Source organism: Streptomyces lunaelactis, from assembly GCF_003054555.1.
Classification (GTDB): Bacteria; Actinomycetota; Actinomycetes; order Streptomycetales; family Streptomycetaceae; genus Streptomyces; species Streptomyces lunaelactis.
Window position 1 is genome coordinate 5,280,900 of record NZ_CP026304.1, and the last position, 24,172, is coordinate 5,305,071.

Consider the following 24,172-nt stretch of genomic DNA (forward strand, 5'->3'; position numbering starts at 1 on the left):
GAAGGCTCATCCCACCGTGACCGTCGCAGCTGCTCGTTCTGCTGCCGTTCTGTGCGCACTGCGCCGGGCGGCTGGCGGGCGGCGTGCGCTGCAGGTGGTGCTGTTCCTCGGGGGTCTGCTGACGCTCGGTCTGCTCTACGGCGGTCAGGCGCACGCCTCCGAGTCGTCGGAGCCTCCGGTATCGGCCGATGCCCGAGTCAGCACGGATGCCGGCCCCGACGCCGACGCGAGCGTTACGCCGTCGAGCCGGCCCGCGCCCGCGAAGGAACTGCGGCGCGTGGCACGGGACTCCGCGGACTCCGTGCGTACGGTGACCCAGCCCGTCACGGAGACCGTCCGGCATGTCCGGCCGCTCGCCGAGGGGCTGACCGGGCCCCTGATCGACGCGCTCCCCGCACCACTCCCCACACCACTCCCCACACCGCCGGCGCCTCCCGGCGGCGACGCGGATCAGGGCGGTACTCCGCAGCCTTCCGTGGACCTGCCCGTGGCCAACCCCGCGGACCTGCCCACGGCCACGAGCTCCATCACGGGCGTCGGTTTGGCGGACAGTGGATCCGCCGCCCTCGCGGCGACCTGGTCGTCCAGCCCCTACGGGGGTGCGGTCGACCACCAGAGTGCCGTCGCGCGTCACGCGCCGACGACCGCGCCCACACCGGCGCCCGCGCCCCTCCCCGGCAAGCCCTGCGACTCCACGCCGGGCGCGCTGCAGCAGTCCAACGAGACGCACACACCGCGTGCGGGAGACCAGCACGCGGCGACGAGTGCGTACGGCACGCGTTTCGCGCTCGTACCCGGAGCGGGCTCCGCGGCGGCCGAAGCGCCGATCCGCGAACGACCCCGCGACATCCTCGAATTCCCCGGCTAGGGCAGTCCTTTCCCCGCTCAAGACCTGCCGCGCGGGGGCGGGACAGGTCTGCCCGCCAACCGGACAGTTCCGGACAGCCGAACGAATTTGAAGGATTTGACGCAAGCATGCACAAGAACATTCGCCGTTCCATAGCCGTCGCCGCCACGGCCACCGGAATGTGGGCCCTCGGTACGGCCGCGGCCGCCGCCGACGAGCTCCCCGTCTCCGTACCGCTCTCCACCCCCGACGAGGCGTCCGACGCCGTCGAGGACGTCAAGACCGTCGACCTCGGCACCGTCAAGGACGTCGACGTGGTCAAGGACGTCCAGGGCGCGGCCGCCGGGGCGACCGCCCAGGCCAAGGGCGCCGCGCAGGGTGAGCTCCCGTCGTACGACCTGCCGACGACCCCGAACGTGGCCGATGTGGCCGGCGTCCAGGGCGAGATCGACTACCTCTTCGGCCCGCTCTCCGCCTTCGCGCCGGACCTGGAGCAGGTGCCGGGCCAGGCTCAGGCCGGAGTCCAGGGTGCGCTCGGCACCGCGGGCCCGGTCGTCGACGAGACCACCGCCGCCGTGCTGCCGCCCATCGCGGGCACCGCCGTCGACGCGGTCCTCCCCGTCGCCGGTCAGGCGGTCGGCGACGCCGGCTTCCTCGCGCAGGGTGTCGTCGGCGATGTGACGCCGTTCGCGGGCGGTGTCGTGTCCGAGGTCCAGCCGTTCGCCGGTGGGGTCGTCTCCGAGGTCGGCCCGTTCGCGGGCGGCGTCCAGGGCGCCGTCCGGCCGTTCGTCGACACCGTCGTCGACCAGGTCCGCCCGGTCGCGCAGGGCGTCGGCGGCAGCGCGGGCACCCTCGCGCAGGGTGTCGTCGGCGAGGTCCGGCCCTTCACCGGCGGTGTGGTGTCCGACGTCCGTCCGTTCGGGCAGGACGTGACGGGCACCGTCACCGCCGATGTGCACCCGCTCGCGGGCAACGCCGTCGGCGGTGTCCAGGGCGTCGCCCACGCGGTGACCCCGAGCTACGCGCCGGCTTACCCGTCGTACGGCATCTGATTCCGGCGCAGGGCATCTGATTCCGGCGTGAGCCGATCACCGGGCGGTCCTCATTGGGGTGGGGGCCGCCCGGTCCCGTACCCGGTCCGTCCGTACACCGTCCGAACGCAACAGACTCAACACCGTCCGAACGCAACAGACTCACGGCCCGTGTCCACTTCCGACGCGGCCACGCGTGCGATCTGTGACAGGTATCACCGCCCATCTGTGATCTGCGATTTAGGGACCCAGCGCCCACGGGGATAACCTGCGGGACGGACATGCCGCGTGCTCGGACACCGTGTACGCCTCCCTCAGTGACAGCGCAGTCACGTTTGCCCTTCGCGGCACGCCCAGGCAGAAAACGAACCGCGAGACCACTGAAATAGGGACGGACGCGCGTGGACCTGTTCGAGTACCAGGCGAGGGACCTCTTCGCCAAGCACGGTGTACCGGTGCTGGCCGGTGAAGTCATTGACACGCCTGAGACGGCGCGCGAGGCCACAGAGCGGCTGGGTGGCAAGTCGGTCGTCAAGGCGCAGGTGAAGGTCGGCGGCCGCGGCAAGGCCGGCGGCATCAAGCTGGCGGCCACCCCGGACGAGGCCGTCGCCCGCGCGACGGACATCCTCGGCATGGACATCAAGGGCCACACGGTCCACAAGGTGATGATCGCCGAGACCGCGCCCGAGATCGCCGAGGAGTACTACGTCTCGTACCTCCTCGACCGCACCAACCGCACCTTCCTCGCCATGGCGTCCGTCCAGGGCGGCGTGGAGATCGAGGTCGTCGCGGAGGAGAACCCCGAGGCCCTCGCGAAGGTCCCGGTCGACGCCAACGAGGGCGTCAGCATCGAGAAGGCCCGCGAGATCGTCGCCCAGGCGAAGTTCCCGGCCGAGGTCGCCGAGCAGGTCGCCGAGATCCTCGTGACCCTGTGGAAGACCTTCATCGACGAGGACGCGCTCCTCGTCGAGGTCAACCCGCTGGCCAAGGTCGCCGACGGCCGTGTCATCGCCCTCGACGGCAAGGTCTCGCTCGACGAGAACGCCGACTTCCGCCAGCCGGAGCACGAGGCACTCGAGGACAAGGCCGCAGCCAACCCGCTCGAGGCTGCCGCCAAGGCCAAGAACCTCAACTACGTCAAGCTCGACGGCGAGGTCGGCATCATCGGCAACGGCGCGGGTCTGGTCATGTCGACCCTCGACGTCGTCGCCTACGCCGGTGAGAACCACGGCAACGTCAAGCCCGCCAACTTCCTCGACATCGGTGGCGGCGCCTCCGCCGAGGTCATGGCGAACGGCCTCGAGATCATCCTCGGCGACCCGGACGTCAAGTCCGTCTTCGTCAACGTCTTCGGTGGCATCACCGCGTGTGACGAGGTCGCCAACGGCATCGTCCAGGCCCTGGCGCTCCTCAAGTCCAAGGGCGAGGACGTCAACAAGCCGCTGGTCGTGCGCCTCGACGGCAACAACGCGGAGCTGGGTCGCAAGATCCTTTCCGACGCCAACCACCCGCTCGTGCAGCGCGTGGACACCATGGACGGCGCGGCCGACAAGGCCGCCGAGCTCGCTGCGGCTGCGAAGTAAGGGACGAGGGACTCCAACACCATGGCTATCTTCCTCACCAAGGACAGCAAGGTCATCGTCCAGGGCATGACCGGCGCCACCGGCATGAAGCACACCAAGCTCATGCTCGCCGACGGCACCGACATCGTCGGCGGCGTGAACCCGCGCAAGGCCGGCACGTCCGTCGACTTCGACGGCACCGAGGTCCCGGTCTTCGGCTCCGTCAAGGAGGCGATGGAGAAGACGGGTGCCGACGTGTCCGTCCTCTTCGTGCCGCCGGCCTTCGCGAAGGCCGCCGTCGTCGAGGCGATCGACGCGGAGATCTCTCTCGCGGTCGTCATCACCGAGGGCATCGCGGTCCACGACTCGGCCGCCTTCTGGGCGTACGCGAGCAGCAAGGGCAACAAGACGCGGATCATCGGTCCGAACTGCCCCGGCCTGATCACCCCCGGCCAGTCCAACGCCGGCATCATCCCGGGCGACATCACCAAGCCCGGCCGCATCGGTCTCGTGTCCAAGTCCGGCACGCTGACCTACCAGATGATGTACGAGCTCCGTGACATCGGCTTCTCCTCGGCCGTCGGCATCGGTGGCGACCCGGTCATCGGTACGACGCACATCGACGCCCTCGCGGCGTTCGAGGCGGACCCCGACACCGACCTGATCGTGATGATCGGCGAGATCGGCGGCGACGCCGAGGAGCGTGCGGCCGACTACATCGCCAAGAACGTGACCAAGCCGGTCGTCGGCTACGTCGCGGGCTTCACGGCGCCCGAGGGCAAGACCATGGGCCACGCCGGCGCCATCGTCTCCGGCTCCTTGGGCACCGCCCAGGCGAAGAAGGAGGCCCTTGAGGCCGCGGGCGTCAAGGTCGGCAAGACGCCGACCGAGACGGCCAAGCTGGCGCGCGCGATCCTCGCCGGCTGACCTTCGCAGTACGCAGCTGGGCCCGCACCCCTCGGGGGTGCGGGCCCACTCGCATGCTCGGCTGCTTCTTTGCTCAGCCGGTCTGCGGGACGAGTCGTTCGGGACCGTTCGTCAGTCGGGAACGGAGCTGCTGGCGCAGCTGCTTGTCGCGGTGGGTCAGCGCCTGCGGTCCGCTGTGCACGGGAACGCCGCCGACAGGACGGCCCGGCGCGAGCGGCGGCTCGTACCGTGTCGGCGCTTTGACCAGAGTGAAGGCCGTGGCGCTCACGATCAGCGTGGTGACGGTGATGGCCGCACGCGTCCAGAACCGGGCGCGCCGCTCACTGCCCGACCGTACGGCCGGGGCGGGAGTCATGGGCGGCGCAGGACCCTCGCGTGCCAGAGCCGTGAGCCGATCGTGCAGCACGGCCGTCTCGCCCAGCTCGGGCAGCTTCTCGGCGATGGCGGCGCGTGCGTGCAGCACCCGGTTCGCGGTGGCCGGGGTGCTCGCCTCGGTCTCGGCGGCAGTCTCGGGCAGGTCGAGACCGAGGCCGTCGTAGAGCAGCAGCGTGCGGCGGTACGGCGGGGGCAGTTCGAGCAGGGCGTCGAGCAGCGCGCGTCCGCCGGGACCCGGCACGGACTGCGCGTCGGGCTTGCTGTGGGCCCGGCGCAGCCGGTGCCAGGGGGACATGGCGTACTCGTACGCGGCGGCGCGCACCCAGCCGGCGGGGTCCCGGTCGACGGCCACCTCGGGCCAGTGCTGCCAGGCGAGGTGGAAGGCGCGCTCGACCGATTCGTACGAGAGCTTGCGGCGGCCGGTGAGCAGGAAGGTCTGGCGTACGAGGGCGGGCGCGGCATACGAGTACAGGGCGTCGAAGGCCTCGTCGGGGGTGAGCACGTCGGCTCGGGCGGGGCGGGGCGCCTCCTGCCGGGGGGCATGGGCGGAGGCGGTCGCCGTCCGGGATGTCGGGCCGGCGGCTTCTGCCGAGGCCGTCGCACTGCCGGCGAGCGCCGGGACCAGCAGCTGGGGCTCGTGGCGTGCGGGGAGCAGCGTCGGTGGCTTGGCCGCGCGTTTGACGGCGGGCCTGGGCCGGGTCTTCGCGGCGGACTGCGCGGACTGTTTGGTATGAGCATGGTGTGGCTGGGCCTGTGCGGGGGCTTGTGCTTGGGGTGCGGGTGCCGGCTCGGCGGCAGGGGCCGCGGCAGTGGCGGACGCCTCCTCGCGTTGTTCCGCCTCGAAGCCCGCCAGCAGCTGGGCGTACACGTCGCGCCTGTGCCCCCGCGGGTTCGTACGGCCGGTCTCCCAGGCTCTCAGCGTCGCCCGCGTGACGCCGACCGCCGTCGCGACCTGCTCCTCGGTCAGTGAATTCGCCTCGCGCAGCCTGCGCCGTTCTTTGGGGGAGGGCAGTGGGGTGCCGGAAGCGGAGCCTCCGGTGCTCTGAGTCATGAGGGGCTCCCCGCAGCAGTGCACTCGGCGAAAAAGTACATAAACGTATATTGAGCGACACAGCGGCCATTCGCCTGTTACGCGAATTAAGCGCGTGTCGTTGGCAGCATGGCCGCGTGACCCACATGACCGATCACAGCCCTGATCGCAGCCCGGATCGCAGTCCTCGCGGTATTTCGACGGAGCAGGCCCCGGCCGTGGTGCAGGGCGGCCGGGCGGCCGCGCTGGTGGCGTCCTGCGTGCGCGGGGCGACCGCGGCGGGGCTCGGGCTCGGTGCGCTCGCCGTCGTGGTGATGGTGATGTGGATCAGCTCTCCCTATCCGGACAGTGGTCCGGGCGGGGCGCTGCACGTCGCGGCGGGCCTGTGGCTGCTGGCGCACGGCACCGAACTCGTACGGACCGACACGCTCTCCGGGGACCCGGCGCCCATCGGGGTGGTACCGCTGCTGCTCGTCGCGCTGCCTGCCCTGCTGGCGCACCGGGCCGCGCGGGACGCCCGGGAGCCGGACGAAGGACGGCCGCGGCCGTCCCCGCGAGGTGCGCTGTGGGCTGTGACCGCGGGATATCTGCTGGTCGGCGGGGCGGCGATGGTCTATGCGGCGGGGGGTCCGCTGGCCCCGGATCCGCTGAGCGCGCTCTTCCATCTGCCCGTGGTGACCGTGGCCGCGGCGGCGGCCGGGGTGTGGACGGCGAGCGGGCGTCCGCTCGGGCCGCTGCCGCACTGGCTGCCCGAGCGCGTACGGGTGGAACTCGCCCGCACCCGCCTGGCTGTCGCCGCCCGGTCCGCGGCCGCGGGGGCGCTGGCGTTGCTGGGCGGCGGCGCGCTGCTGGTAGCCGTGTCGCTGGTGTGGCACGCGGACGCGGCGCAGGACTCGTTCCTGCACCTGGCGGAGGTGTGGTCGGGCCGTCTCGCGGTGCTGCTGCTGGGACTTGCGCTGGTGCCGAACGCCGCGGTCTGGGGCGCGGCGTACGGCCTCGGGCCCGGCTTCGCGCTCGGTACGGGCGCGACGGCCTCGCCGCTCGCGCTGGCCGGGGATCCGGCAATGCCGTACTTCCCGCTGCTCGCGGCGGTCCCTGGGGAGGGCCCGGGGACCTGGTGGAACTGGGTGGCGGTGGTGGTGCCCGTGGCGGCGGGTGTGGTGATCGCGTGGTTCACGGTACGGGTGGCGGCGCCGCGGCACGGAGAGCGGGCGGCCGCGTGGGGCTGCCGCGAGACCGCCCTGGCGGCGCTGCTGGGGGCGGCGGGCTGCGGCCTCCTGACGGCGCTGCTCGCGGCCGCGGCGGGCGGCCCGATGGGCACGGGGCGATTGGCGGTGTTCGGCCCGGTGTGGTGGCTGGCCGGGGCGGCGGCACTGGCGTGGACGGCGGGAATCGCGGTGCCGGCGGCGGTGGGGGTACGGGCGTGGCGACTGCGGGGCCGTGGGGGCGGGGCGGAGGCTGCGGTGGTCCCGGCTCCGGTTCCGGCTCCGATTCTGCCTGCGGCTTCCGTATCGGCCTCGGCCTCGGCTTCGGCTTCGGTGCACGAGGCGGAGCCGGAGGCGGCTTCGGCGTACGACTTCCTGCCGACCGGTTCGTGGGGTGAGCGGGAAGCGCGGCTGGCGGCGCTGAAGGAGGGGTCGGGAGGGCTGATGGCTGAGTTCCCGCCGGAGCCGTTGCCGGAGCCGGAGCGGTTGCCGATGCCGATGCCGGAGCCGGCGGAGGCGCCCGGGCCAGGGGAGGAGCGGGAGGAACCGGGAGCGTCATCGGCGCCGTGAGGGGCGTGCCTCACGCACGCCCCTTCCCGGCTACTCCTTGACGCCCAGCACTCCGCGAAGCGGCTCCGGCAGCAGGTCGTTGCAGGCCAGTTGGCCCGACTTCGTCAGGGAGTCGTTCACGCACGTGTAGTACTCGCGGTAGACCAGCTGTGCCGTGAAGGACGCCGCCACGATCACCAGCGCGATGGTGGCCATCACCAGACCGCTCACCGCCGCCGTGATCTGCGGCTTCCCCGGCGGCACGGGCGGCGCCGGCGGTGTGGCGGACGACACGTCCGCCGCGGACGTACGACGGCTCTGCGGCTTCGCGCGCAGGGAGCTGATGCTCCAGTACAGGGCCAGCGCGCCCAGCAGCAGCGCGATCTCCGGGAAGTCGAACAGCGCGAAGAAGAACGCCCACATGCCCGAGAGCAGCGCATACCGCGCGCGGCGCTGGGCCGGGTCCGTCGGGTCCCACTTCAGGCCGCCGGGACCACCGCCCTCGGGGCCCTTCTGGCCGCCGCCGTTCTGGCTGTTCTGGCTGTCCTGGCCATTCTGGCCACCGGGGCGCCCGCCGAAGCCGCCGCCCGACGAACGGCCCGGCTGGCGGCTGCTCCACTGGCTGCCCCAGCCGGAGTGGCCGGAGCGGCGGCCCTCGTCCGGCGAATCGGAGGACCCGGAGCCGGGGCCGGAGGACCCGGAGGAGGAGTCGTCCGGGGAGCCGTCGTCGTTCGCGGGGCGGCGCGGCTGCCAGGGCTGGTCCGGCCTGCCCTCCGGCGGCGGCGCGAAGGGGTTGTTGTCGTCCGTGGACTGGCGCTCCCGCGGCAACAGGAGGTCCGTACGGCGGCGTCGGTCCGGCATCTGGTGAACGTCTTCCCCTCAGACCCAGCGCACTTGGGGTCTTGTGTCGTCGTGCCCGTCAGGGGACGGGTCCTGTCCCTGACGCTACCTCCCGGCCACGCCCCCGTCCCGTGGGGGCCGTTCTGTGTGCCGGTATCGTTGCTGACGGTCGGCCCCTTCGTAGAGTTCCCCGTATCGGGGGGCGCGATTCGTTCGTAGGACCACACAAAGCCAAACCGCACGCCGCACAGCACCGCCCGAAGCAACGCGAGAAAGAGACCCGCCGTGGCCTCCCCGCCCCCCTCCGCCCGACCGGCCCGCCTCGTGGTCCTGGTCTCCGGCTCCGGTACGAATCTCCAGGCCCTGATCGACGCGATCGCCGACGACCCGCAGGGGTTCGGCGCCCGCATCGTCGCCGTCGGGGCCGACCGGGACGGGATCGCGGGGCTCGAGCGCGCGGAGCGTGCCGGGCTGCCCACCTTCGTGTGCAGGGTCAAGGACCACGAGACGCGCGAAGCGTGGGACCTCGCACTCGCCGAGGCCACCGCCGTGTACGAACCGGATCTCGTCGTCTCGGCGGGCTTTATGAAGATCGTGGGGAAGGAATTCCTCGCCCGGTTCGGCGGGCGCTGCGTCAATACGCATCCCGCCCTGCTGCCCAGCTTCCCCGGGGCCCACGGAGTGCGCGACGCGCTCGCGTACGGCGCGAAGGTCACCGGGTGCACCGTCCACTTCGTCGACGACGGCGTCGACACCGGCCCGATCATCGCGCAGGGCGTGGTCGAGGTCCGGGACGAGGACTACGAGGACGGTGGCGACGCTCTTCACGAGCGCATCAAGGAAATCGAGCGACGGCTGCTCGTCGAGGTCGTGGGGCGTCTGGCCCGTACCGGCTATCGCATTGAGGGACGAAAGGTAGTTTTCCCGTGACTGTTGAGGCTGCGAAGCGGGCCATCCGGCGAGCGCTGGTCAGTGTTTATGACAAGACGGGTCTTGAGGACCTTGCCCGTGGGCTGCACGAGGCGGGCGTGGAGCTGGTCTCCACCGGCTCGACCGCCGCGAAGATCGCCGCTGCCGGGGTGCCGGTCACCAAGGTCGAGGAGCTCACCGGCTTCCCCGAGTGCCTCGACGGGCGGGTCAAGACGCTGCACCCGCGCGTGCACGCCGGGATCCTCGCCGACCTGCGCCTCGACGCGCACCGTGAGCAGCTCGCTGAGCTGGGCGTGGAGCCGTTCGAGCTGGTGATCGTGAACCTGTACCCGTTCCGGGAGACGGTCGCCTCCGGCGCCACCCCCGACGAGTGCGTCGAGCAGATCGACATCGGCGGCCCCTCGATGGTCCGCGCCGCCGCCAAGAACCACCCCTCCGTCGCGGTCGTCACCAGCCCCGCGCGGTACGCGGACGTGCTCGCCGCCGCCAAGGAGGGCGGCTTCGACCTCGCCGCCCGCAAGCGGCTGGCCGCGGAGGCGTTCCAGCACACCGCCGCGTACGACGTCGCCGTCGCCTCCTGGTTCACCAATGTGTACGCCCCCGAGGAGGGCGCGGTCCTCCCCGAGTTCCTCGCGGGGGCCTGGGACCGGAAGGCCACCCTCCGCTACGGCGAGAACCCGCACCAGGCCGCCGCGCTGTACGTGGACGGCCGGCCGGGCGGACTCGCCAACGCCGAGCAGCTGCACGGCAAGGAGATGTCCTTCAACAACTACGTGGACACCGAGGCCGCCCGCCGCGCCTCCTTCGAGCACGAGGCGCCCTGCGTCGCGATCATCAAGCACGCCAACCCGTGCGGCATCGCGGTCGGCGCGGATGTCGCCGAGGCACACCGCAAGGCGCACGCCTGCGACCCGCTCTCCGCGTTCGGCGGCGTCATCGCCGTCAACCGCCCGGTCAGCGTGGCGATGGCCGAGCAGGTCGCGGAGATCTTCACCGAGGTCATCGCGGCCCCGGCGTACGAGGACGGGGCGCTCGAGGTCCTCGCCCGCAAGAAGAACATCCGCGTTCTGAAGGTCGACGGCACCCCGCTCCAGCCCGGCGACCTCAAGCCGGTCTCGGGCGGCGCGCTGCTCCAGCAGTCCGACGCGTTCCAGGCCGAGGGCGACGACCCCGCGAACTGGACGCTGGCCACGGGCGAGGCGCTGTCCGCCGACGGGCTCGCCGACCTCGCCTTCGCCTGGCGCGCCTGTCGCGCGGTCAAGTCCAACGCGATCCTGCTCGCCAAGGGCGGCGCGTCCGTGGGCGTCGGCATGGGCCAGGTCAACCGCGTCGACTCCGCGAAGCTCGCGGTCGAGCGGGCGGGCGCGGAGCGCGCGCAGGGTTCGTTCGCCGCGTCGGACGCGTTCTTCCCGTTCCCGGACGGCCTGGAGATCCTGGTCGCGGCGGGCGTCAAGGCTGTGGTGCAGCCGGGCGGTTCGGTGCGGGACGAGCTGGTGATCGAGGCGGCGAAGAAGGCGGGCGTGACGATGTACTTCACGGGTACGCGGCACTTCTTCCACTGACGCCGGGGCCGTATGGCCCGAGGGCCGCGCACCCACCGGGTGCGCGGCCATCGCGACGCGGGCGTGAATGCGCCGCTGAACGGCCGAAGGCCGCAACCCCGCCGACCGGCGGGGTTGCGGCCTTCGTGCACGTGTGTGGTGCGCGCGGTCAAGTGCCTCAGTAGCGCGGGCGGTTGAACCAGGCGGATGCCTGCGAGTTCACCATCGAGGCGAGGATGATGCCGCCGATGGCGAGGCTGATGATGCCGCCGGGCACGCCGGTGGACTCGCCGGACGCGAAGTTGAAGAGGGACCCGACAAGCATAAGCGAGGCGTACACGATCGTGGTGACACGAATGGCAGTGCCGCCGTTGGAGAACTTCACTCCGAGGAAGATCGCCAGACCCGCGAAGGCGAGCAGGATGAAGACCAGGATGAAGCCGAGACCGGCCAGGCCGTCCGCGGTGTCCGAGTCGACCGCGTCCGACGCGGCCGCGATGCCGATGCCCGCGATGAGTCCGATGAGGACCTGCAGACCACCGATGATGAACAGCAGGACGCGGGCCGCGGTCATCAGACCGGGCATCTTCGTCGGCATGGCGTTGTTGCCCGGGTAGCCGGGGTACTGCGGTGCACCCTGCTGCGGGTAGCCGTAACCCTGCTGCGGAACGCCCTGCGGCGGCTGCTGGGGGTAGCCGTAACCGGGCGGCTGGCCCTGGGGCTGGCCGTAGCCCGGCTGACCGCCCTGCGGCTGGCCGTAGCCCGGCTGACCGCTCTGCTGCTGGCCGTATGGATTGTTCGGGTCGCCGAAGCTCATGGCGGGGATCCTCCGTTGGAAAGTGCGGGGACGACGCGGTCCGCGCGGAGGAATGTCACAACGATCAGCGGTTTGCCCCCCGGCACTGCCCGCGGCACTGCAGCGCCTCATCGTCGTATTACCGTCGACTTTTTGTCCAGTCGGTATCCGTAGGAGTTGTGCGAGTGCAACCTCACGTTCCACTCGGCGGCCCGAATTGGAACCGGGGCGGGTCCATCCGCGAGGATGGGTCCATGACCGCCCACATTCTCGATGGCAAGGCCACCGCAGCCGCGATCAAGACCGACCTGACCGCCCGCGTGGCGGCCCTCAAGGAGCGGGGCATCACCCCCGGTCTCGGAACCCTTCTCGTGGGGGACGACCCGGGCAGCCGCTGGTACGTCAACGGCAAGCACCGCGACTGCGCGCAGGTCGGTATCGCCTCGATCCAGCGTGAACTGCCCGACACCGCCACGCAGGAGGAGATCGAGGCGGTTGTACGGGAGCTCAACGACGACCCCGAGTGCACGGGCTACATCGTCCAACTCCCGCTCCCCAAGGGCATCGACACCAACCGCGTGCTGGAGCTGATGGACCCGGTCAAGGACGCGGACGGGCTGCACCCGATGAGCCTCGGGCGGCTGGTGCTGGGCATCGAGGGGCCGCTGCCGTGCACCCCGAACGGCATCATCCAGCTGCTCCGTCACCACGGAGTCGAGATCAAGGGCGCGGACATCGTGGTCCTGGGCCGGGGCATCACCGTGGGGCGATCCCTGCCGCTGCTGCTGACCCGCAAGTCCGAGAACGCGACGGTGACGCAGTGCCACACCGGCACGCGTGATCTGTCCATGCACCTGCGCCAGGCCGACATCATCGTGTCGGCGGCCGGCGTGCAGCACATCATCAAGCCCGAGGATGTCAAGCCGGGGGCCGCGGTCCTCGACGTCGGCGTCAGCCGTGACGCGGAAGGCAAGGTCGCCGGGGACGTCCACCCGGGCGTCGCGGAGGTCGCGGGCTGGATCTCGCCGAACCCGGGCGGCGTCGGCCCGATGACCCGCGCTCAGCTGCTGGTCAACGTAGTCGAAGCGGCCGAACGCGCCGCGGTCGCTGCCGCGGGCTGACGGGGAAGGGCTGAGCCGATGGGTGTACGCACGAACGACGAGCCGAACGCAGGACCCGGCGGGGGTACGGGCGCGGACCCGAAGACGCCCCGCCCGGACGGGCCGGACGGCGCGGCCACGGAGGGCACGACCGCCTCGGGCGCGGGTGCCGGAACCCCGGACGACGACGCCTGCGTGGCTGACGCTGCCTACGAGACCGAGCCGACGGTCGCCGCCGAGGGCGCGACCGGCCGGGACACCGTCGGCCGGGACACCGTCGGCCAGGCGGGGGCCGACGCCGCCGCCGCCGCGTCCGGTGCGGACGCCGCCGGGGCACCTGGTCCGGACACGCCTGCCGCGCCCGGTCCCAACGCGCCGGGCACGTCCGCACCCGACGCCGCCGCCACGGACACCGCCGCACCCCACGTCACCGCACCCGACGAGGCCGCCGCTGCCGTGCTCGCCGAGGCCGTCCGCCCCCGGGCCGGCGTCGGTGAGCCCGCCACCGCCGCCAAGAAGCCAACCCGGCGGCCCCCCTCCCTCACCCGCGACACCGCCCGGCCCGAGGGCGGTGGGCGTGCAGCGCCCGGGGACGCTTCCGCGCCTGCCAGGCAGTGGCCGCTGCTCACCGTGCTCGCCCTCGCCGGGCTCGGCGTGATCGTCGTCGGCACCGACGCCTTCGCCGACGCCTTCCGCGTCGGCACGATCCTCCTCGGCGTCGCCCTGATCACCGGCGCTGTCATGCGCCGCGTCCTGCCCTCCGTCGGCATGCTCGCGGTGCGCTCACGCTTCACCGACATGGTCACGTACGGACTGCTCGGCATCCTCATCGTGCTGCTCGCGCTCGTGACACAGCCGAAGCCGTGGCTGGACATCCCGTTCCTCGAGGACGCCGTCCACTTCACCGTCCGTTAGCCACGGCCACCGCCACCGCCGTCCACCCACGAAACTGTCCCGACGTCGAGTATCTTGACGACGAGATAAATCGAAGGAGGTCCGCGACCACGCCATCACCGGCATCCACCGGCATCGTCGCCGACCCAGCCGAAGCGCGAGAGGGATGTTCCACCTCATGGCCAAGATCAAGGTAGCCAACCCCGTCGTCGAGCTCGACGGCGACGAGATGACCCGCATCATCTGGTCCTTCATCAAGGACAAGCTGATCCTTCCGTACCTCGATGTCGAGCTGAAGTACTTCGACCTGGGCATGGAGCACCGCGACGCCACCAACGACCAGGTGACCGTCGACGCCGCCAACGCCATCAAGGAGCACGGCGTCGGCGTCAAGTGCGCCACGATCACGCCGGACGAGGCGCGGGTCGAGGAGTTCAACCTCAAGGCGATGTACCGCTCGCCGAACGGCACCATCCGCAACATCCTCGGCGGCGTCATCTTCCGTGAGCCGATCATCATGGAGAACGTGCCGCGGCTCGTCCCGGGCTGGACCAAGCCGATCGTCGTCGGCCGTCACGCCTTCGGCGACCAGTACCGCGCCACCGACCTGAAGGTCCCCGGACCGGGCACCCTCACCATGACCTTCACCCCGAAGGACGGCTCCGAGCCGATCGAGCTCGAGGTCCACGAGTTCCCGGGCGCCGGTGTCGCGCTCGGCATGTACAACCACGACGCGTCGATCCGCGACTTCGCGCGCGCGTCGTTCCGGTACGGCCTGGCCCGTGAGTACCCGGTCTACATGTCGACGAAGAACACGATCCTCAAGAAGTACGACGGTCGCTTCAAGGACATCTTCCAGGAGATCTTCGACGCCGAGTTCAAGGCGGACTTCGACGCCAAGGGCCTCACCTACGAGCACCGCCTGATCGACGACATGGTCGCCTCGGCGCTCAAGTGGGAGGGCGGCTACGTCTGGGCCTGCAAGAACTACGACGGCGACGTCCAGTCCGACATCGTCGCGCAGGGCTTCGGTTCGCTCGGCCTGATGACGTCCGTACTGATGTCCCCCGACGGCAAGACCGTCGAGGCCGAGGCGGCGCACGGCACGGTCACCCGCCACTACCGCCGGCATCAGCAGGGCAGGGCGACGTCGACCAACCCGATCGCGTCGATCTTCGCCTGGACCCGTGGTCTCGCCCACCGCGGCAAGCTGGACAACACCCCCGAGGTCACCAGGTTCGCCGAGACGCTCGAGCAGGTCTGCGTCGAGACCGTCGAGGGCGGCCAGATGACCAAGGACCTGGCGCTGCTCATCTCCAAGGACGCCCCGTGGCTGACCACGGAGCAGTTTCTGGACGTGCTCGACGCCAACCTGCAGAAGAAGATGGCGTCCGCCTGAGCGCCGGCCGGCGCCCGTTCTCACCAGCGGCACCAGCGGCACCAGCGGCAGCAGTGGTAGCAAGGGCAACGGCGCCTGTCCTCTCCCCCGAGGGAGGACGGGCGCCGTCGTGTGTCAAGAGTCATGGACGCGCCAACTGCGTTCAAGGGACGACTGGTGCCTGTGGCATGGAAGTGACCATTCCGGCACGGTGTGATCGTTGGGCTACGGATGCCAGACTGAGGCGGCAGACAGGGCGCGCAAGGAGCGCGCCACCTGTCCCGAATGCTCCCGTGCACGCCGAAAAGAGGAACTGACAGCCCACCCCAGTGCATCCCACTGGGTAGTCCGGAACACGGACGCCCGAGGGTGCACGGCCGGGAGTCAGTACAACACGGGGCAATTCAGGCACATTCGGGGGGACAAGGGGGAGGCAATGCCTCGTTGGAAGGTACTACCGGACGAGCTGGACCCACAGGTCCGGGAGTTCACCAGTCAGCTGCGCCGGCTCGTCGACCGCAGCGGGCTGAATCTGAGCGCGGTCGCGGACCGCACCGGCTACAGCAAGACGTCCTGGGAGCGGTATCTGAACGGGCGGCTGCTCGCGCCCAAGGGGGCGATCGTCGCGCTGGCCGAGGTGACCGGTACGAACACCGGCCACTTGACCACGATGTGGGAGCTGGCGGAGCGCGCCTGGAGCCGTTCCGAGATGCGGCACGACATGACCATGGAAGCGATACGGATATCCCAGGCGCGGGCGGCGCTCGGAGAGTTCGGGCCCGCCCCGGCGGGCACCGCGAACGGCCGCTCGGCCGGCCGGACGGCCGCCCCGGCTGAGCCGGTTGCCCCGGAGGCCGGGGCTTTCGGCTCCGGCAGCTTCGGCTCCGGCGGCTCTGACAGGTCCGATGCGCGGCGCCCCGCGTTCGTACCGCAACAGCCCGGCCCCGGCCATCAGGCACCACCGATGTCACCGCCGGCCGCGCCGTCGGGCCCCCGCCCCACCCCGTCTCCCGGCCAGGGGCGCGGAAAGCGCAAGGTCACCATGTTCCTGGCCGGTCTCGTCGGCGCGCTGTTGGTGATCGCCGCGGCCGTCCTCCTCACCGATCTCGGCGGGGACGGCGACGGCAAGCCCGCCGCCAGGACGCCGTCCGCCGCACCGGCCACCAGCAGCCCGCCGCTGCCGGCCGGCGTGAAGTGCAGCGGCAAGGCCTGCACGGGCCAGGACCCGGAAGCCATGGGCTGCGGCGGCGAGTTCGCCAAGACGGTCTCCAGAGTGACCGTCGGCAAGGCCCTGGTGGAGGTCCGCTACAGCAAGACGTGCCAGGCGGCCTGGGCCCGTATCACTCAGGCGGCGCCCGGTGACACCGTGCAGATAAGCGTGGGCGGAAAGGGCGCGCAGGAGGGGCTGGTGAACGCGGACAACGACGCGTACACCCCCATGACCGCGGTGGCGACGCAGACCGGGGCGAAGGCCTGCGCGACGCTGAGGACGGGGACCACGGGCTGCACCGCGCAGCAGTGATCGCGGCCGTGAGCCGCGCCACAAGGGGGCGGGGGAGTGCCGGGTCCCGGGTCGGATAGCCTGACGCTGGATGTCTCTTCACGTCAAGATTCAGACGAGGTGTGAAGAGCCGTCCAGCACCAGGGGCAGGGACCCCCACCGCCAGCTGTCTTACGGAGATCGCCATGACCCGCACTCCCGTGAATGTCACCGTGACCGGCGCGGCCGGCCAGATCGGCTACGCGCTGCTCTTCCGCATCGCATCCGGCCACCTGCTCGGCGCGGATGTGCCGGTCAGGCTTCGTCTCCTCGAGATCCCGCAGGGCCTGAAGGCCGCCGAGGGCACCGCGATGGAGCTCGACGACTGCGCCTTCCCGCTGCTGAGCGGCATTGAGATCACGGACGACCCGAACGTCGCCTTCGACGGCGCCAACGTGGCTCTGCTGGTCGGCGCCCGTCCGCGTACGAAGGGCATGGAGCGCGGCGACCTCCTCTCCGCCAACGGCGGCATCTTCAAGCCGCAGGGCAAGGCCATCAACGACAACGCCGCGGACGACATCAAGGTCCTCGTCGTGGGCAACCCGGCCAACACCAACGCGCTCATCGCGCAGGCCGCGGCCCCGGACGTACCGGCCGAGCGCTTCACCGCGATGACCCGCCTCGACCACAACCGCGCGATCTCGCAGCTGGCGAAGAAGACCGGCGCCACGGTCTCCGAGATCCGCCGCCTCACCATCTGGGGCAACCACTCCGCGACGCAGTACCCGGACATCTTCCACGCGGAGATCGCCGGCAAGAACGCCGCGGAGGTCGTGAACGACGAGAAGTGGCTCGCCGACACCTTCATCCCGACCGTCGCCAAGCGCGGCGCCGCGATCATCGAGGCCCGCGGCGCGTCCTCGGCCGCGTCGGCCGCGAACGCCGCGATCGACCACGTCCACACCTGGGTCAACGGCACCGCGGACGGCGACTGGACCTCGATGGGCATCCCGTCGGACGGCTCGTACGGCGTCCCGGAGGGCCTGATCTCGTCCTTCCCGGTCACCACGAAGGACGGCAAGTTCGAGATCGTCCAGGGCCTGGACATCAACGGCTTCTCGCGTGCGCGCATCGACGCGTCGGTGCGGGAGCTCGCGGAGGAGCGCGCGGCGGTCCGCGAGCTCGGCCTCCTCTGATCCGCCTTCCCTCGTACGACAGAACGCCCCCGGCACGCTCCGGGGGCGTTCTCCGTGCAGTGGGTTCTCGGCTTGCCCTGGGTCAGCGGACGCTGTCCCACAAGGCCGGAGTACGCCTGCCCCACCGCGGCGCAGTGATGCGGGCCACTTTGAGACAGATCATGCGCATGCTTTCCGAACCCCTGGGCAGCAGACCCGTTCGCTGGTTGGTACCAGCGAGGAACATAACGGGAACGGAAGGCGAAACGCGACGTGTCGGCACAACAGACCATCCACGTGGGCGGAGAGTGGCGATCAGCCGCGTCCGGCGCCACGCGCGAGATCATCGACCCCGCTGACGCGACCGTGTTCGCCCTCGTGGCGGAGGGTGGGACCGAGGACACCGACGCCGCGGTCGCCGCCGCGCGCAGGGCGTTCGACGAGGGGGAGTGGCCGCGCACACCGGTCGCCGAGCGGGCAGCGCTGCTGCGGCGGGTCGCGGACCTGTTGCAGCGGAACCGGGAAGCGCTGGGGGCGCTGGAGAGCCGGGACGCCGGAAAGACGCTCGAAGAGGGCCGCGTTGACGTGGACTGCGTCGCCGACGCCTTCCGGTACTTCGCCGACCTCGTCATGAACGAGAGCGGCGGCCGCGTCGTCGACGCCGGATCCGACGAGATACACAGCGTGGTGGTGCATGAGCCCGTCGGCGTCTGTGCGCTGATCACCCCATGGAACTATCCGCTCCTGCAGGCAAGCTGGAAGATTGCCCCGGCACTGGCCGCGGGCAATACTTTTGTGGTCAAGCCGAGTGAGATCACCCCGCTGACGACCGTCGAGCTGATCCACCTGCTGGAGGAGGCCGGACTGCCGGACGGCGTCGCCAACATCGTGACCGGCGCGGGCGACCCCGTCGGAGCCAGGCTCGCCGAGCACCCCGATGTGGATCTGGTCTCCTTCACCGGCGGGCTGTCCAGCGGTACGAAGGTGATGCGCGCCGCCGCCGACAGCGTCAAGAAGGTCGCCCTGGAACTCGGCGGCAAGAACCCCAACGTCGTCTTCGCGGATGCGTGCGAAAGCGATGAGGACTTTGACACCGCCGTCGACCAGGCGCTGAATGCCGCCTTCATCCACAGCGGGCAGGTCTGCTCCGCCGGATCCCGGCTCATCGTCGAGGAGTCCCTGCGCGAGCGCTTCGTCGGCGAACTCGCCCGCCGCGCCGAGAAGATCCGCCTCGGGCGCGGCACCGACGACGGCGTCGAGTGCGGTCCCCTCGTTTCGCCGCAGCAGCTCGCCAAGACCGAGGAGTACGTCGCCTCCGCGCTGGCGGAGGGCGCCGTGCTGCGCGCCGGCGGCCGGCGGCCCGAAGGCGAGGGGTACGAGGGGTACTTCTACCGGCCCACCGTCCTCGACCAGTGCCACCGTGAGATGCGCGTCGTACGCGAAGAGGTCTTCGGGCCCGTCCTGACCGTCGAGACCTTCCGTACGGAGGACGAGGCCGTCGCGCTCGCCAACGACACCGAGTACGGGCTGGCGGGCGCGGTGTGGACCGCCGACCCCGGACGGGCGCGGCGCGTCGCCGGGCGGCTGCGGCACGGGACCGTCTGGATCAACGACTTCCACCCGTATCTGCCCCAGGCCGAATGGGGCGGATTCGGAAAGAGCGGCATCGGGCGCGAGCTGGGTCCCGCCGGGCTCGCCGAGTACCGAGAGGCCAAGCACATCTACCAGAACCTCGCCCCCCGCCCCGTGCGCTGGTTCGCAGGCTGAGTCACCGAGTAGCGGAGTAGGAGAACGAAACACATGACTACGTACGACTATGTCGTCGTCGGGGGCGGCACCGCCGGGTCGGTCATCGCCTCCCGGCTCACCGAGAACCCGGACGTCACCGTAGCCGTCATCGAGGGCGGGCCGAGCGATGTCGACCGCCCCGAAGTCCTCACCCTGCGGCGCTGGATGGGGCTGCTCGGCGGCGAGCTCGACTACGACTACCCCACCACCGAGCAGCCACGCGGCAACTCCCACATCCGGCACAGCCGGGCCCGGGTGCTCGGCGGCTGCTCCTCGCACAACACCCTGATCGCCTTCCGGCCGCTGCCGTCCGACTGGGACGAGTGGGCGGCGGCCGGCGCCGAGGGCTGGGACGCGGCCGCGATGGACCCGTACTTCGAGCGGCTGCGGAACAACATCGTGCCGGTCGACGAGGCGGACCGTAACGCCATCGCCCGCGACTTCGTCGACGCGGCGCAGACCGCCCTGGACGTCCCGCGGGTCGACGGCTTCAACAAGAAGCCCTTCCACGAGGGCGTCGGCTTCTTCGACCTCGCGTACCACCCGGAGAACAACAAGCGCTCGTCCGCGTCCGTCGCGTATCTGCACCCCTTCCTGGACCGCCCGAACCTGCACATCGCCCTGGAGACCTGGGCGTACCGGCTGGAGCTGGACGGCGCGCGGGCGACGGGCGTACGCGTCCGTACCAAGGACGGCGAGGAGCGCCTCGTCGAGGCGCGGCGCGAAGTCCTGGTCTGCGCGGGAGCGGTGGACACCCCGCGGCTGCTGCTGCACTCCGGCATCGGGCCGCGCGCCGACCTGGAAGAGCTCGGCATTCCTGTCGCACACGATCTGTCGGGCGTCGGCGAGAACCTGCTCGACCACCCGGAGTCGGTGATCGTCTGGGAGACGCACGGTCCGATCCCCGAGAACTCGGCGATGGACAGCGACGCGGGTCTCTTCGTACGACGGGACCCGGAGTCCGCCGGGCCCGATCTCATGTTCCACTTCTACCAAATACCGTTCACCGACAACCCTGAGCGCCTCGGCTACGAGCGGCCCGCGCACGGGGTGTCGATGACGCCGAACATCCCCAAGCCGCGCAGCCGCGGCAGGCTGTATCTGACCAGTGCGGATCCGGATGTGAAGCCTGCGTTGGACTTCCGTTACTTCACGGACGAGAACGACTACGACGGCCGTACGCTCGTCGACGGGATCAAGCTCGCCCGCGAGATAGCCACGGCCGCACCGCTGGCCGGCTGGCTGAAGCGGGAGGTCTGCCCGGGGCCCGATGTCACATCCGACGAGGCCATCGGCGAGTACGCGCGCAAGGTCGCGCACACGGTGTACCACCCCGCCGGCACCTGCCGCATGGGCGCACCCGCCGATGAACTCGCCGTCGTCTCCCCGGACCTGAGGATCCGGGGACTCGACGGCATCCGCATTGCCGACGCGTCCGTATTCCCGACGATGCCCGCCGTGAACCCGATGATCGGGGTCCTGATGGTGGGAGAGAAGTGCGCGGAGCTGCTAGCAGCGACGTCCGACGAGAGGAGTGGGGTCCGTTGAAGTCCGAAACCGTGGATGTGACCAAGAAGGCCGTGGACGTGACCGAGAAGGCCGCTGACGACGGTGCGACGCCGCCCGTCTTCTCCGTAACCGACCTGTGGAAGGTGTTCGGCCCGAAGGCCGGGCGCGTCCCCGGCGACGCCGAACTCGGCGCGCTCAGCCCGGCCGAGCTGCGGGAACGCACCGGCTGCACCGCCGCCGTACGCGATGTCTCCTTCGACGTACGCAAGGGCGAGGTCTTCGTCGTCATGGGCCTCTCCGGCTCCGGCAAGTCGACGCTCGTACGCTGCCTGACCCGGCTGATCGAGCCGACGTCCGGATCGATCGTCATCGACGGCGAGGACGTGCTGTCCATGGACACGGCGCGGCTGCGCGAACTGCGCCGCCACCGGGCGTCGATGGTCTTCCAGCACTTCGGCCTGCTGCCGCACCGCTCGGTGCTCGACAACGTCGCGTACGGGCTGGAGATCCAGGGCCTGGGCAAGGCGGCGCGGCGGTCCAGGGCGGCCGAGATCGTAGCGAAGGTGGGGCTCGAAGGGCTGGAGCACCGCCGCCCGGGACAGCTGTCCGGTGGACAGCAGCAGCGCGTCGGGCTGGCGCGGGCGCTGGCCGTCGACCCGGAAGTGCTGCTCTTCGACGAGCCGTTCAGCGCGCTGGACCCGTTGATCCGGCGCGATATGCAGGAGGAGGTCATCCGGCTGCACCGCGAGGAGGGCCGGACGATGATCTTCATCACCCACGATCTGAACGAGGCGCTGAAGCTGGGCGACCGCATCGCGCTGATGCGGGACGGCCGGATCGTGCAGCTGGGCACGCCGGAGGAGATCGTGGGCGCGCCCGCGGACGACTATGTACGGGACTTCGTCCGCGATGTGCCGCGCGAGCAGGTGATGACCGTACGGACCGCGCTGCGCCCGGCGGTCGGCGACGAGGCGGAGTCCGGCCCGTCGATCGCTCCCGGAGCGACGGTCTTCGAGGCGATCGAGGCGGTGGCCCGGACAGGGTCACCGGCTCGCGTCATGGAGGCCGGCCGCTGCGTGGGCGTGGTGGACCACGCGGCGCTGCTTGCAGTGGTCGCGGGTGTACGGGTCGGGGAGGTGGCGGCGTGATGTGCGTTCTTCCGCCGGACCCGAACAATCCAGCCTCGCCGGCGTCTGAGGCGCGGGGTCCGGGGCGGAGCCCCGGTTACGGGGAGGGGTGCGCGTGACCGCCACCGTCACTGTCAGCAAGCCCACCGACGCCGCGCCCACCGCGGGCAGATGGCGGCTCCTGTTGACGCATCCCGGCAAGCGCAAGGTCCTCGGGCTCGCCCTCGCCGCCCTCGTCCTGATACCTCTCGGCATCGCCCTGTGGGGGAGCGGCAGTTGGCCCGCCGGGCTGACCGTCGACGTCTCCGGGCCCCTCGACGACGCCAACGAGTGGGTCATCGACAACCGCGACACCCACCCCCTCTTCCTCTACTTCCTGCTCCACTTCTCCAACACCGCCACCGACGCCGTCGACGGGGTCTACCAGTTCCTGGACGCCATGGGCTGGCTCGGCGTACTCGTCGCCGGTGTGCTGTTCGCCTGGCGGGCCGCAGGCCTCGGGCGGCGCGGGGTCAAGGTCGCCGCGACAGCTTTCGGGGCGTTCGCCCTGTGCGGGCTGCTCGGGATGTGGGACGCCACGCTGCTCACCATCGCGCTGATGGTCGTCGCGGTGGCCGTCGCCGCGCTGCTCGGGGTGCTGATCGGGCTCGCCGCCGGGCTGTCCGACCGGGTCGACCGGGCGCTGCGGCCCGTGCTGGACACCATGCAGGTGCTGCCCGCCTTCGCGTACCTGCTGCCGTTCGTGCTGGTCTTCGGCACCGGCACGCCCGCCGCGCTCTTCTGCACGGTGATCTACGCGGCTCCGCCGATGGCCCGCCTCACGGCGCTCGGTCTGCGCGGCGCCGACCCCGCCGTGCTCGAAGCCTCCGCCTCGCTCGGCGCGAGCGGCTGGCAGCGGCTGCGGACCGCGCGGCTGCCGCTCGCCCGCAAGCAGATGCTCCTCGGCCTCAACCAGACGATCATGATGGCGCTCTCGATGGTCGTCATCGCGGCCCTCGTCGGCGCCGGCGGCCTCGGCGAGGCGGTCTACTCCGCGCTCTCCACCGTCGACGTCGGCAAGGCGCTCGCCGCGGGTATCCCGATCGTGCTGATCGCGGTCTGGCTGGACCGTACGACCGCGGCGGCCGGCGACCGTATCGGCGAGAGCAACCCCGGCGGCGGACCGCTGCACGGCCGGTCGGCGTGGGCGCTGGTGTCGGCGGGCGTCGTGGCCGCCGCGCTGGCGGGCCTCGCCATCGGCAGGACATGGCCGGACAGCTGGACGTACGACATCTCCACGCCCGTCAACAAGGCGCAGGAGTGGATCACCGAGAACCTCACCTTCACGGAGGTCTGGTCCCGCGAGTTCACGCTCTGGATCCTCAACCCCCTGCGCGACCTGCTGATCTGGCTGCCCTGGTGGTCGGTGCTGCTGCTCGTCGCGGCGGTGGCCTGGCTGGTCGGCACCTGGGCGACCGCGCTGACCGCCACGCTCTCGATGGCGGCGATCGGGGTACTCGGGGTCTGGGCGAAATCCCTGGACACGCTCTCCCAGGTGCTCGCGGCGCTCGTCCTCACGCTGGCGCTCGGCGTGCTCGCGGGCATCTTCTGCGCGCGGGCCGGGCGGCTCGAACGCTGGCTGCGGCCCGTACTCGACGCGATGCAGACGATGCCGCAGTTCGTGTACCTCATCCCGGTGGTCGCGCTGTTCGGCGTCACCCGCGCCTCGGCGATCATCGCGGCCGTCGTCTACGCCCTTCCCGCCGTCGTACGCATCACCACTCAGGGCCTGCGCGAGGTCGACCCGGCGGCGCTGGAGGCCGCCCGGTCGCTGGGTGCCTCGACGCGTCAGCAACTCCTCCAGGTGCAGCTGCCGCTGGCCCGCCCGGCGCTCCAGCTCGCCGTCAACCAGGGCGTCGTACTCGTACTCGCCGTGGTCGTCGTCGGCGGCCTGGTCGGCGGGGGCGCGCTCGGCTACGACGTCGTGAAGGGCCTCTCCCGGGGCGATATGGGCGTCGGGATGACGGCCGGAGTCGCCATCGTCTGCCTCGGTCTCGTACTGGACCGGATCACCCAGCCAGCCCGCCGCAAGTCAACGTCCCACTGAAC

The 24,172-nt window shown here is 71.1% G+C and carries 19 protein-coding genes; 16 read left to right on the top strand and 3 right to left on the bottom strand.

Annotation, left to right across the window (positions count from 1 at the left end):
- The first annotated feature begins 16 nt into the window (after positions 1-16).
- The 4 genes from SLUN_RS24475 to sucD all read left to right on the top strand — a co-directional run bounded on the left by SLUN_RS24475 (position 17) and on the right by sucD (position 4,367).
- Positions 17-868 carry a hypothetical protein gene (locus SLUN_RS24475; protein WP_159100316.1) on the top strand — a complete coding sequence of 284 codons (852 nt, stop codon included), beginning with the start codon at positions 17-19 and terminating at the stop codon, positions 866-868.
- A gap of 107 nt (positions 869-975) precedes the next feature.
- Positions 976-1,899, top strand: coding sequence for a hypothetical protein (locus tag SLUN_RS24480; protein ID WP_108151681.1), 924 nt, complete (start codon positions 976-978; stop codon positions 1,897-1,899).
- 380 nt (positions 1,900-2,279) lie between these two features.
- Entirely contained in the window at positions 2,280-3,461 is a 1,182-nt protein-coding gene (gene sucC / locus SLUN_RS24485; RefSeq protein ID WP_108151683.1) for an ADP-forming succinate--CoA ligase subunit beta, read from the top strand.
- Positions 3,462-3,482: 21 nt separating this feature from the next.
- On the top strand, positions 3,483-4,367 hold the full coding sequence (gene sucD, locus SLUN_RS24490) for a succinate--CoA ligase subunit alpha (protein ID WP_108151685.1): 885 nt from the start codon (positions 3,483-3,485) through the stop codon (positions 4,365-4,367).
- A gap of 73 nt (positions 4,368-4,440) precedes the next feature.
- Here the strand turns inward: sucD and SLUN_RS24495 are convergent, their stop codons facing one another.
- Positions 4,441-5,793 carry a helix-turn-helix domain-containing protein gene (locus tag SLUN_RS24495; protein ID WP_108151687.1) on the bottom strand — a complete coding sequence of 451 codons (1,353 nt, stop codon included), beginning with the start codon at positions 5,791-5,793 and terminating at the stop codon, positions 4,441-4,443.
- A 125-nt stretch (positions 5,794-5,918) separates the two neighbouring features.
- Here SLUN_RS24495 and SLUN_RS24500 point away from each other — a divergent pair, with 125 nt between their 5' ends.
- Complete coding sequence (locus SLUN_RS24500) at positions 5,919-7,547, top strand: cell division protein PerM (RefSeq protein ID WP_108154915.1); 1,629 nt, start codon at positions 5,919-5,921, stop codon at positions 7,545-7,547.
- 30 nt (positions 7,548-7,577) lie between these two features.
- Here the strand turns inward: SLUN_RS24500 and SLUN_RS24505 are convergent, their stop codons facing one another.
- Entirely contained in the window at positions 7,578-8,387 is an 810-nt protein-coding gene (locus tag SLUN_RS24505; protein WP_108151689.1) for a hypothetical protein, read from the bottom strand.
- Positions 8,388-8,651: 264 nt separating this feature from the next.
- Between SLUN_RS24505 and purN the strand changes: the two genes are divergently transcribed.
- Entirely contained in the window at positions 8,652-9,296 is a 645-nt protein-coding gene (gene purN / locus SLUN_RS24510; protein WP_108151691.1) for a phosphoribosylglycinamide formyltransferase, read from the top strand.
- A complete protein-coding gene (gene purH, locus SLUN_RS24515) occupies positions 9,293-10,858 on the top strand; it encodes a bifunctional phosphoribosylaminoimidazolecarboxamide formyltransferase/IMP cyclohydrolase (RefSeq protein ID WP_108151693.1) in 1,566 nt (521 codons plus the stop codon). Before purN ends, purH begins: the two co-directional genes overlap by 4 nt.
- A gap of 157 nt (positions 10,859-11,015) precedes the next feature.
- On the opposite strand, the gene SLUN_RS24520 is transcribed toward purH, so the two are convergent.
- Positions 11,016-11,654 carry a hypothetical protein gene (locus tag SLUN_RS24520; RefSeq protein ID WP_108151694.1) on the bottom strand — a complete coding sequence of 213 codons (639 nt, stop codon included), beginning with the start codon at positions 11,652-11,654 and terminating at the stop codon, positions 11,016-11,018.
- Between the two features lie 233 nt (positions 11,655-11,887).
- Here SLUN_RS24520 and SLUN_RS24525 point away from each other — a divergent pair, with 233 nt between their 5' ends.
- The 9 genes from SLUN_RS24525 to SLUN_RS24565 all read left to right on the top strand — a co-directional run bounded on the left by SLUN_RS24525 (position 11,888) and on the right by SLUN_RS24565 (position 24,170).
- Complete coding sequence (locus SLUN_RS24525; RefSeq protein ID WP_108151696.1) at positions 11,888-12,754, top strand: bifunctional methylenetetrahydrofolate dehydrogenase/methenyltetrahydrofolate cyclohydrolase; 867 nt, start codon at positions 11,888-11,890, stop codon at positions 12,752-12,754.
- Between the two features lie 18 nt (positions 12,755-12,772).
- Complete coding sequence (locus tag SLUN_RS24530) at positions 12,773-13,648, top strand: DUF3017 domain-containing protein (protein WP_108151698.1); 876 nt, start codon at positions 12,773-12,775, stop codon at positions 13,646-13,648.
- A gap of 157 nt (positions 13,649-13,805) precedes the next feature.
- Complete coding sequence (locus SLUN_RS24535) at positions 13,806-15,026, top strand: NADP-dependent isocitrate dehydrogenase (RefSeq protein WP_108151701.1); 1,221 nt, start codon at positions 13,806-13,808, stop codon at positions 15,024-15,026.
- Between the two features lie 415 nt (positions 15,027-15,441).
- Entirely contained in the window at positions 15,442-16,527 is a 1,086-nt protein-coding gene (locus tag SLUN_RS24540; protein WP_108151703.1) for a helix-turn-helix domain-containing protein, read from the top strand.
- Between the two features lie 164 nt (positions 16,528-16,691).
- Positions 16,692-17,681, top strand: a complete 990-nt coding sequence (locus SLUN_RS24545; protein ID WP_108151705.1) for a malate dehydrogenase — start codon at positions 16,692-16,694, stop codon at positions 17,679-17,681.
- 252 nt (positions 17,682-17,933) lie between these two features.
- Positions 17,934-19,427: an aldehyde dehydrogenase family protein gene (locus SLUN_RS24550; RefSeq protein WP_108151707.1), complete on the top strand. Its 1,494-nt coding sequence runs from the start codon at positions 17,934-17,936 to the stop codon at positions 19,425-19,427.
- 33 nt (positions 19,428-19,460) lie between these two features.
- Positions 19,461-20,996: a GMC family oxidoreductase gene (locus SLUN_RS24555; protein WP_108151709.1), complete on the top strand. Its 1,536-nt coding sequence runs from the start codon at positions 19,461-19,463 to the stop codon at positions 20,994-20,996.
- A 32-nt stretch (positions 20,997-21,028) separates the two neighbouring features.
- Positions 21,029-22,105, top strand: coding sequence for a quaternary amine ABC transporter ATP-binding protein (locus SLUN_RS24560; RefSeq protein ID WP_371413922.1), 1,077 nt, complete (start codon positions 21,029-21,031; stop codon positions 22,103-22,105).
- 94 nt (positions 22,106-22,199) lie between these two features.
- The gene (locus SLUN_RS24565) at positions 22,200-24,170 is read left to right on the top strand and encodes an ABC transporter permease (RefSeq protein ID WP_175313433.1); all 1,971 of its coding nucleotides are present in this window, start codon (positions 22,200-22,202) and stop codon (positions 24,168-24,170) included.
- Positions 24,171-24,172: the final 2 nt, after the last annotated feature.

Excerpts from the sequence above, each read along its gene's own strand:
- SLUN_RS24535 (WP_108151701.1), top strand. The coding sequence starts at position 13,806 with ATGGCCAAGATCAAGGTAGCCAACCCCGTCGTCGAGCTCGACGGCGAC.
- SLUN_RS24545 (WP_108151705.1), top strand. The coding sequence starts at position 16,692 with ATGACCCGCACTCCCGTGAATGTCACCGTGACCGGCGCGGCCGGCCAG.
- sucD (WP_108151685.1), top strand. The coding sequence starts at position 3,483 with ATGGCTATCTTCCTCACCAAGGACAGCAAGGTCATCGTCCAGGGCATG.
- SLUN_RS24520 (WP_108151694.1), bottom strand. The coding sequence starts at position 11,654 with ATGAGCTTCGGCGACCCGAACAATCCATACGGCCAGCAGCAGAGCGGT.
- SLUN_RS24540 (WP_108151703.1), top strand. The coding sequence starts at position 15,442 with ATGCCTCGTTGGAAGGTACTACCGGACGAGCTGGACCCACAGGTCCGG.
- SLUN_RS24525 (WP_108151696.1), top strand. The coding sequence starts at position 11,888 with ATGACCGCCCACATTCTCGATGGCAAGGCCACCGCAGCCGCGATCAAG.
- SLUN_RS24505 (WP_108151689.1), bottom strand. The coding sequence starts at position 8,387 with ATGCCGGACCGACGCCGCCGTACGGACCTCCTGTTGCCGCGGGAGCGC.
- SLUN_RS24495 (WP_108151687.1), bottom strand. The coding sequence starts at position 5,793 with ATGACTCAGAGCACCGGAGGCTCCGCTTCCGGCACCCCACTGCCCTCC.
- SLUN_RS24530 (WP_108151698.1), top strand. The coding sequence starts at position 12,773 with ATGGGTGTACGCACGAACGACGAGCCGAACGCAGGACCCGGCGGGGGT.
- SLUN_RS24500 (WP_108154915.1), top strand. The coding sequence starts at position 5,919 with ATGACCGATCACAGCCCTGATCGCAGCCCGGATCGCAGTCCTCGCGGT.
- SLUN_RS24480 (WP_108151681.1), top strand. The coding sequence starts at position 976 with ATGCACAAGAACATTCGCCGTTCCATAGCCGTCGCCGCCACGGCCACC.
- SLUN_RS24555 (WP_108151709.1), top strand. The coding sequence starts at position 19,461 with ATGACTACGTACGACTATGTCGTCGTCGGGGGCGGCACCGCCGGGTCG.